The sequence below is a fragment of the Pseudomonas sp. NPDC086581 genome (assembly GCF_044746165.1).
Taxonomy (GTDB): Bacteria; Pseudomonadota; Gammaproteobacteria; order Pseudomonadales; family Pseudomonadaceae; genus Pseudomonas.
In genome coordinates, this window is the sequence record NZ_JBIVBR010000033.1 from 1 (window position 1) to 5357 (window position 5357).

2 tRNA genes and 3 rRNA genes are annotated in these 5357 nt (G+C 51.8%); all 5 read right to left on the bottom strand.

The features are described from left to right. Nucleotides 1-11: 11 nt before the first annotated feature. A 5S ribosomal RNA gene (rrf, locus tag ACIPK7_RS29685) occupies nucleotides 12-127 on the bottom strand. A gap of 135 nt (nucleotides 128-262) precedes the next feature. Then, nucleotides 263-3154, bottom strand: a 23S ribosomal RNA gene (locus ACIPK7_RS29690). A 229-nt stretch (nucleotides 3155-3383) separates the two neighbouring features. Next, nucleotides 3384-3459 (bottom strand) — tRNA-Ala (locus tag ACIPK7_RS29695). A 27-nt stretch (nucleotides 3460-3486) separates the two neighbouring features. Then, nucleotides 3487-3563: transfer RNA gene (locus ACIPK7_RS29700), tRNA-Ile, on the bottom strand. Between the two features lie 64 nt (nucleotides 3564-3627). Next, nucleotides 3628-5164, bottom strand: a 16S ribosomal RNA gene (locus ACIPK7_RS29705). Together the 16S, 23S and 5S rRNA genes with 2 tRNA genes alongside form the textbook arrangement of a ribosomal RNA operon. Nucleotides 5165-5357: the final 193 nt, after the last annotated feature.

A 5357-nucleotide genomic window follows, 5' to 3' on the forward strand; every position in this document is an offset into this window, starting at 1 on the left:
TTGGGATAGGAGCTTGACGATGACCTACTCTCACATGGAGAAACTCCACACTACCATCGGCGATGCGTCGTTTCACTACTGAGTTCGGGATGGGATCAGGTGGTTCCAACGCTCTATGGTCGTCAAGCAATTCTTTATGGACGCTCGTGGCAAGTGCACACGCTCATCCAGATTCGGGTATGTGACAGGTAATTTGCGGTTCACACGAACTTTCGGTTCGTTACGTCTTCATCGTACAACACGCAAATTGTTTGGGTGTTATATGGTCAAGCCTCACGGGCAATTAGTATCGGTTAGCTCAACGCCTCACAGCGCTTACACACCCGACCTATCAACGTCGTAGTCTTCGACGGCCCTTCAGGGGAATCAAGTTCCCAGTGAGATCTCATCTTGAGGCTAGTTTCCCGCTTAGATGCTTTCAGCGGTTATCTATTCCGAACATAGCTACCCGGCAATGCCACTGGCGTGACAACCGGAACACCAGAGGTTCGTCCACTCCGGTCCTCTCGTACTAGGAGCAGCCCCTCTCAAATCTCAAACGTCCACGGCAGATAGGGACCGAACTGTCTCACGACGTTCTAAACCCAGCTCGCGTACCACTTTAAATGGCGAACAGCCATACCCTTGGGACCGGCTTCAGCCCCAGGATGTGATGAGCCGACATCGAGGTGCCAAACACCGCCGTCGATATGAACTCTTGGGCGGTATCAGCCTGTTATCCCCGGAGTACCTTTTATCCGTTGAGCGATGGCCCTTCCATACAGAACCACCGGATCACTAAGACCTACTTTCGTACCTGCTCGACGTGTCTGTCTCGCAGTCAAGCGCGCTTTTGCCTTTATACTCTACGACCGATTTCCGACCGGTCTGAGCGCACCTTCGTACTCCTCCGTTACTCTTTAGGAGGAGACCGCCCCAGTCAAACTGCCCACCATACACTGTCCTCGATCCGGATAACGGACCAGAGTTAGAACCTCAAGCATGCCAGGGTGGTATTTCAAGGATGGCTCCACGCAGACTGGCGTCCACGCTTCAAAGCCTCCCACCTATCCTACACAAGCAGGCTCAAAGTCCAGTGCAAAGCTACAGTAAAGGTTCACGGGGTCTTTCCGTCTAGCCGCGGATACACTGCATCTTCACAGCGATTTCAATTTCACTGAGTCTCGGGTGGAGACAGCGCCGCCATCGTTACGCCATTCGTGCAGGTCGGAACTTACCCGACAAGGAATTTCGCTACCTTAGGACCGTTATAGTTACGGCCGCCGTTTACCGGGGCTTCGATCAAGAGCTTCGCTTTCGCTAACCCCATCAATTAACCTTCCGGCACCGGGCAGGCGTCACACCCTATACGTCCACTTTCGTGTTTGCAGAGTGCTGTGTTTTTAATAAACAGTCGCAGCGGCCTGGTATCTTCGACCGGCATGGGCTTACGGAGTAAATCCTTAACCCTCGCCGGCGCACCTTCTCCCGAAGTTACGGTGCCATTTTGCCTAGTTCCTTCACCCGAGTTCTCTCAAGCGCCTTGGTATTCTCTACCCAACCACCTGTGTCGGTTTGGGGTACGGTTCCTAGTTACCTGAAGCTTAGAAGCTTTTCCTGGAAGCATGGCATCAACCACTTCATCATCTAAAAGATGACTCGTCATCAGCTCTCGGCATTAAGACCCCGGATTTACCTAAGATCTCTGCCTACCACCTTAAACTTGGACAACCAACGCCAAGCTGGCCTAGCCTTCTCCGTCCCTCCATCGCAGTAACTAGAAGTACAGGAATATTAACCTGTTTCCCATCGACTACGCTCTTCAGCCTCGCCTTAGGGACCGACTAACCCTGCGTCGATTAACGTTGCGCAGGAACCCTTGGTCTTTCGGCGTGGGAGTTTTTCACTCCCATTGTCGTTACTCATGTCAGCATTCGCACTTCTGATACCTCCAGCAAGCTTCTCAACTCACCTTCACAGGCTTACAGAACGCTCCTCTACCGCGCATCTTACGATGCACCCGTAGCTTCGGTGTATGGTTTGAGCCCCGTTACATCTTCCGCGCAGGCCGACTCGACTAGTGAGCTATTACGCTTTCTTTAAAGGGTGGCTGCTTCTAAGCCAACCTCCTAGCTGTCTAAGCCTTCCCACATCGTTTACCACTTAACCATAACTTTGGGACCTTAGCTGACGGTCTGGGTTGTTTCCCTTTTCACGACGGACGTTAGCACCCGCCGTGTGTCTCCCACGCTGACACTTCCAGGTATTCGGAGTTTGCATCGGTTTGGTAAGTCGGGATGACCCCCTAGCCGAAACAGTGCTCTACCCCCTGGAGTGATACGTGAGGCGCTACCTAAATAGCTTTCGAGGAGAACCAGCTATCTCCGAGCTTGATTAGCCTTTCACTCCGATCCACAAGTCATCCCCTACCTTTTCAACGGGAGTGGGTTCGGTCCTCCAGTCAGTGTTACCTAACCTTCAACCTGCTCATGGATAGATCGCCCGGTTTCGGGTCTATACCCAGCGACTAAAACGCCCTATTAAGACTCGCTTTCGCTACGCCTTCCCTATACGGTTAAGCTCGCCACTGAATATAAGTCGCTGACCCATTATACAAAAGGTACGCAGTCACCTAACAAAGTAGGCTCCCACTGCTTGTACGCATACGGTTTCAGGTTCTATTTCACTCCCCTCTCCGGGGTTCTTTTCGCCTTTCCCTCACGGTACTGGTTCACTATCGGTCAGTCAGTAGTATTTAGCCTTGGAGGATGGTCCCCCCATATTCAGACAAAGTTTCTCGTGCTCCGTCCTACTCGATTTCACTTCAAAGAACCTTTCACATACGGGGCTATCACCCACTATGGCCGCACTTTCCAGAGCGTTCTGTTAGATTCAAAGAAGCTTAAGGGCTAATCCCCGTTCGCTCGCCACTACTAAGGGAATCTCGGTTGATTTCTTTTCCTCAGGGTACTTAGATGTTTCAGTTCCCCTGGTTCGCCTCTTACACCTATGTATTCAGTGCAAGATACCCAGCTTATGCTAGGTGGGTTTCCCCATTCAGAGATCTCCGGATCAAAGTCTGTTTGCCGACTCCCCGAAGCTTATCGCAGGCTACCACGTCTTTCATCGCCTCTGACTGCCAAGGCATCCACCGTATGCGCTTCTTCACTTGACCATATAACCCCAAGCAATCTGGTTATTGTCTCGAACGTGAAGACGACATTCGCCGAAAATTCGCGCTTGAACTCGCAAATTTTACCTTGACTTGAATAATCACCAGTGAAAGAGATTATTCAGTCTACTTCTATCACATACCCAAATTTTTAAAGAACAGTTCTGGCACAAAGACCAGACATCAATGTTCGTTCATCCTGAACATTCATGTCTGAGCTTTCGACGATTAATGGTGGAGCCAAGGAGGATCGAACTCCTGACCTCCTGCGTGCAAAGCAGGCGCTCTCCCAGCTGAGCTATGGCCCCATCGGATCAGCAGCACACCACAACAATTGGTGGGTCTGGGCAGATTCGAACTGCCGACCTCACCCTTATCAGGGGTGCGCTCTAACCAACTGAGCTACAGACCCAATCGTCTAACCAGTGAATCAAGCAATTCGTGTGGGAACTTATGAAGAAGCTGAGATCTTCGATTAAGGAGGTGATCCAGCCGCAGGTTCCCCTACGGCTACCTTGTTACGACTTCACCCCAGTCATGAATCACTCCGTGGTAACCGTCCTCCTTGCGGTTAGACTAGCTACTTCTGGAGCAACCCACTCCCATGGTGTGACGGGCGGTGTGTACAAGGCCCGGGAACGTATTCACCGTGACATTCTGATTCACGATTACTAGCGATTCCGACTTCACGCAGTCGAGTTGCAGACTGCGATCCGGACTACGATCGGTTTTATGGGATTAGCTCCACCTCGCGGCTTGGCAACCCTCTGTACCGACCATTGTAGCACGTGTGTAGCCCTGGCCGTAAGGGCCATGATGACTTGACGTCATCCCCACCTTCCTCCGGTTTGTCACCGGCAGTCTCCTTAGAGTGCCCACCATAACGTGCTGGTAACTAAGGACAAGGGTTGCGCTCGTTACGGGACTTAACCCAACATCTCACGACACGAGCTGACGACAGCCATGCAGCACCTGTGTTCCGATTCCCGAAGGCACCCTCGCATCTCTGCAAGGTTCCGGACATGTCAAGGCCAGGTAAGGTTCTTCGCGTTGCTTCGAATTAAACCACATGCTCCACCGCTTGTGCGGGCCCCCGTCAATTCATTTGAGTTTTAACCTTGCGGCCGTACTCCCCAGGCGGTCGACTTATCGCGTTAGCTGCGCCACTAAGATCTCAAGGATCCCAACGGCTAGTCGACATCGTTTACGGCGTGGACTACCAGGGTATCTAATCCTGTTTGCTCCCCACGCTTTCGCACCTCAGTGTCAGTATCAGTCCAGGTGGTCGCCTTCGCCACTGGTGTTCCTTCCTATATCTACGCATTTCACCGCTACACAGGAAATTCCACCACCCTCTACCGTACTCTAGTCAGGCAGTTATGGATGCAGTTCCCAGGTTGAGCCCGGGGATTTCACATCCATCTTACCAAACCACCTACGCGCGCTTTACGCCCAGTAATTCCGATTAACGCTTGCACCCTTCGTATTACCGCGGCTGCTGGCACGAAGTTAGCCGGTGCTTATTCTGTTGGTAACGTCAAAACAGCAAGGTATTAACTTACTGCCCTTCCTCCCAACTTAAAGTGCTTTACAATCCGAAGACCTTCTTCACACACGCGGCATGGCTGGATCAGGCTTTCGCCCATTGTCCAATATTCCCCACTGCTGCCTCCCGTAGGAGTCTGGACCGTGTCTCAGTTCCAGTGTGACTGATCATCCTCTCAGACCAGTTACGGATCGTCGCCTTGGTAGGCCTTTACCCCACCAACTAGCTAATCCGACCTAGGCTCATCTGATAGCGCAAGGCCCGAAGGTCCCCTGCTTTCTCCCGTAGGACGTATGCGGTATTAGCGTTCCTTTCGAAACGTTGTCCCCCACTACCAGGCAGATTCCTAGGCATTACTCACCCGTCCGCCGCTGAATCCGGGAGCAAGCTCCCATCATCCGCTCGACTTGCATGTGTTAGGCCTGCCGCCAGCGTTCAATCTGAGCCATGATCAAACTCTTCAGTTCAATACTGCTTGGGTTTTGAGAAAACCCTAAACTTGGCTCAGCAATCGCATTGCTCTATTTAAAGAGCTAAAACTCTCGAATTCACGAGTGTTACTTGCGTTGCTGATAATCAGTCGATCACCAGTCTTACATCACAAGCACCCACACGAATTGCTTGATTCAACTTGTTAAAGAGCGTTTGGCTGAGGCTTTC